We start from the raw sequence: 3,535 nt of genomic DNA, 5'->3' as shown, positions 1-3,535 counted from the left end.
TCGCGTTATTTTGCACTCAGCTTCGAACACTACATTTACGCATGTTAACCCTAGAGCAACCCTCGGTCCGAACGGACATGCCCCCACCAGCTATCCTGGCCATTGCAGGCGACGGCGCTATCGAAACCCCGCAACCATTGGTGCTGTCTCCGCTAAAAGGACTTGCGATGGCTCAGAGCGGGAGAACCCCAACGCCCTCACAAGCCAATGTAATGGGCGCTGGGCTTGCCGAAGTAATGATCAAACGCCCATCGGACGAAAGAGAAGGGGGATGGATTGCGTTGCGAGCCGGCGGTGGGCAGGTGGCGTTTTTTGTAGTAATTTGTATCGCAGTATTTGACAGCCAGTTCTCGATTTTCTGCGAAGCAAGCTAGATGCCAAAACATCATCATCCAGAACTGAAGAAGAGCCCTAGGTGGAGTTCGTCTGATCTTCAAAGGCTCCGATCCATGCTATTAGCTGGAAAGTGGGTAGAAGATATCTCTGCAGAGCTCTCCCGGACTCCTATTGCGATCAAGATGCAGGCCAGCTCCTTGGGGTTTCGACGTCCAACAATATGAAGGTCCGGATGGCCCGGAACAAAAGGTTGCTGACTTGCGTAGGTTCTTAACTCCTTAGAGACAGTCCTTCGATCATTAGCTCTCAATCTCCGACGAGCATGCGTAAAAGAGGTCGGAAGCCCACTTAAGATTCAGGGCGCCTATGGACGCGCAGTAACAAGCGAGCGGGTCATTTGCATGTCCCAGCATCGAAACGGGCCAGGACTTAGCTATCGGATCCAGGCGGGCGGTAGCTGCGACCGGTGTTGAGGTTGGCTGTGAGTTTGACTGTTCTTTGGTGATGTCCATCCGGAAATTTGCATTTTGACGTTGTGGGCTGAGATAGCCTCCCCGGAATGACTTCGAACGAGCCGCCAACGTTCGCTTTCATCACGATGGACCAAGCACCCGAGTTATTGTTCCGTTACGCCGGGGCTCGCTACACATCACGGTGCAGCTTTTTCGGTAATGTATGTTAGATTGCGGATCGGAGGCTTGCCGACCGAGGAAGAGTATGTCCCTCTCGATCACACTGATCGATCTCGCTGGGGCGGTCGCGTTGCTGCTCTGGGGCACCCATATGGTGCAGACGGGTGTGCAACGTGCCTACGGACCCGGACTACGCGCGTTGCTGGCTGGCGCGCTGCGCAATCGTTTTGTAGCTTTCATGGCAGGCCTCGGGGTTACCGCGCTTCTGCAAAGCAGCACGGCCACTGGGCTCATGGTAACGGGGTTTGCCGCGGGAGGAATGCTCGCATTAGCGCCCGCGCTCGCCGTCATGCTCGGAGCCAACGTCGGGACGACCGTCATCGTCCAGATATTGTCGTTCAACGTGGCGACGGTTTCGCCGGCACTTATTCTGATCGGAGTTCTATTATTTCGACGCGATACAAGCGCGCGTACCCATGATCTTGGACGGGTCTTCATCGGGCTCGGTCTTATGCTTCTAGCTTTACATCAGTTGCTGCTGATGATGACGCCCTTCGAGGATACTCCGAGCCTTCGCATGTTTCTTGGCGCGATCGCGACAGTCCCAATCGTTGCGGTCCTTCTGGGCGCTGCTGTTACGTGGGCGGTGCATTCGAGCGTGGCCGTGGTGCTGTTTGCGATGTCGCTCGCCGCCAGCGGCGCTCTTCCACCCAACGCCGCTTTCGCTCTCGTGCTTGGCGCCAATCTCGGGACGGCCGTCAATCCAATCTTGGAAGGGCCGGCTAATGGCGACCCAGCGGCTCGACGTGTGCCCGTCGGAAACTTCCTAATCCGACTTGTCGGGGTTAGCATTTGCCTTGCCACGCTCGATCCGATCGGACGAGCCATGGTGCACATCGACCCCGATCCGGCGCGCGCGATCGCGGACTTTCACACGCTCTTCAATGTTGTCCTTGCATCGCTTTTCTTCGGCGTGCTATCGCCCTACGCGCGATTACTCGAATGGCTGCTGCCAACCCGAACGCCGTCGGCGGATCCATCGCGGCCACGTTATCTGGATCCCGCAACCAAAGAGACGCCGGTCGTCGCGCTGGGAGCTGCGGCTCGTGAAGCACTCCGACTGGCGGATGTCCTGGAGGGGATGCTTCGAGGTGCGCGCGATGCAATGGCGAAGAACGACCGCCGGCTGATAAGCGAGACAAAGCGCCAGGACGATGTGCTCGACCGTCTCAATACCGCGATCAAGACTTTTCTCACTTCAATCGATCCAGAAGAACTCGGCGAAAATGACCAAAGACGGCTGGAACAAATTCTCGGGTTCGCCATGAAATTGGAGCAAGCGGGTGATGTCATTGACCGTAATTTGCTGCCGCACGCCATGAAGGGCCTCAAGCGGGGTCTCAATTTCTCGCTCGAAGACCGGGCCGAGCTATTAGCTATGATGGATCGCTTGATTATCAATCTGCGAGCAGCGGCTTCACTATTCATGACAGACGACAGTCGCGCTGCGCGCCTGCTGGCGGAGGAAAAGGTCTCCTTCCGGGAGGCAGAGTCTGTCGCAACCGCGGCCCATATAGACCGGCTGCGCACAGCTTCGCTGGCCACGGCGCAGGCCAGCGCGCTCCACCTCGATCTTCTTCGAGACCTGAAACTCGCCAACTCATATATCGTGGCTGCTGCAGCCTATCCCGTCTTGGAGCAGACTGGTGAACTGTTGCAAAGCAGGATTACACGCCTCAATTAGGCTCGCCAGGATCCCGTGAATCTGTCTCGCCTCGGGACTCCATATCTTCGTGGAACCGCGGACCGTTCGCGCTCACGTGATCAACGCCAGCAGCATTGCGATTGCAGAATGCTGCTTGATCGCCATAAGATCACCGAACGATGTCAAGGCGGAGTTTCCCATGGCCATCCAGACTGTGATGGATCATACGGGCGACACCCGGCATAGTTTTGACGCCGGTGATCGCGCGGCGATCGAAGTAGCTAGAAAAAGATTCTCAGAGTTCACAGGCGCCGGTTTCACAGCCGCTGTCCGGACCGGTCCAGGCGAGCAGCGGATCATTCGGACATTCGACGACAAGGCAGAAGAGACGCTCTTTTTCCCCCGCCTGATCGGCGGGTAGAGCGGTTGGACCCCGATGCCTGGTCGTTCGCTCTGACGACGGCCCTAGTCAGCCTGTTCGTCGGTGGTTCGATTGCAATTTGTTTGGGCGACCGACGGCATCGCGATAGATGCCATATGAGCCTCACCGATCGGGAGGCGCGGGGGTTTGCGCTTCTGATGGAGTGGCTGTCGCCTGAGCAGAGCCGATGTTTCGATGAGAACGGATATTTCGATGTCGTCGGGAGCGATACGTTGACGCGTTTCAGAATACATCGAGGGACCCAGGTGAACATCGAACAACTTGCACAGGACGGAAGAGCGATCCGTGCCTGGTGCGTCCTACCGGAAGGCGACTTGGTAGTCGGCGACGTGATGCTGGCGCAGAAGATAGCGCTTGAGAACAATGAAAGCGCCATACTATCCGTCGCGATTTCGTACGCTCATGTCAGGCGACATCGCA

4 protein-coding genes are annotated in these 3,535 nt (G+C 57.1%); all 4 read left to right on the top strand.

The genetic code is table 11. The annotated features are described in order from the left end of the window. On the top strand, positions 1 to 374 hold a 374-nt coding region (locus ACIQ17_RS32120; RefSeq protein WP_398473597.1), incomplete at its 5' end, for a hypothetical protein. Positions 375 to 1,053: 679 nt separating this feature from the next. After that, positions 1,054 to 2,712 carry a Na/Pi cotransporter family protein gene (locus tag ACIQ17_RS32115; RefSeq protein ID WP_398473595.1) on the top strand — a complete coding sequence of 553 codons (1,659 nt, stop codon included), beginning with the start codon at positions 1,054 to 1,056 and terminating at the stop codon, positions 2,710 to 2,712. Between the two features lie 160 nt (positions 2,713 to 2,872). Next, on the top strand, positions 2,873 to 3,094 hold the full coding sequence (locus ACIQ17_RS32110) for a hypothetical protein (protein ID WP_398473593.1): 222 nt from the start codon (positions 2,873 to 2,875) through the stop codon (positions 3,092 to 3,094). A 116-nt stretch (positions 3,095 to 3,210) separates the two neighbouring features. After that, on the top strand, positions 3,211 to 3,535 hold a 325-nt coding region (locus ACIQ17_RS32105; protein WP_398473592.1), incomplete at its 3' end, for a hypothetical protein.

Origin of the sequence: Tardiphaga sp., assembly GCF_044340795.1 — a bacterium.
Classification (GTDB): domain Bacteria; phylum Pseudomonadota; class Alphaproteobacteria; order Rhizobiales; family Xanthobacteraceae; genus Tardiphaga.
This window is presented reverse-complemented; position numbering and strand designations above follow the sequence as displayed.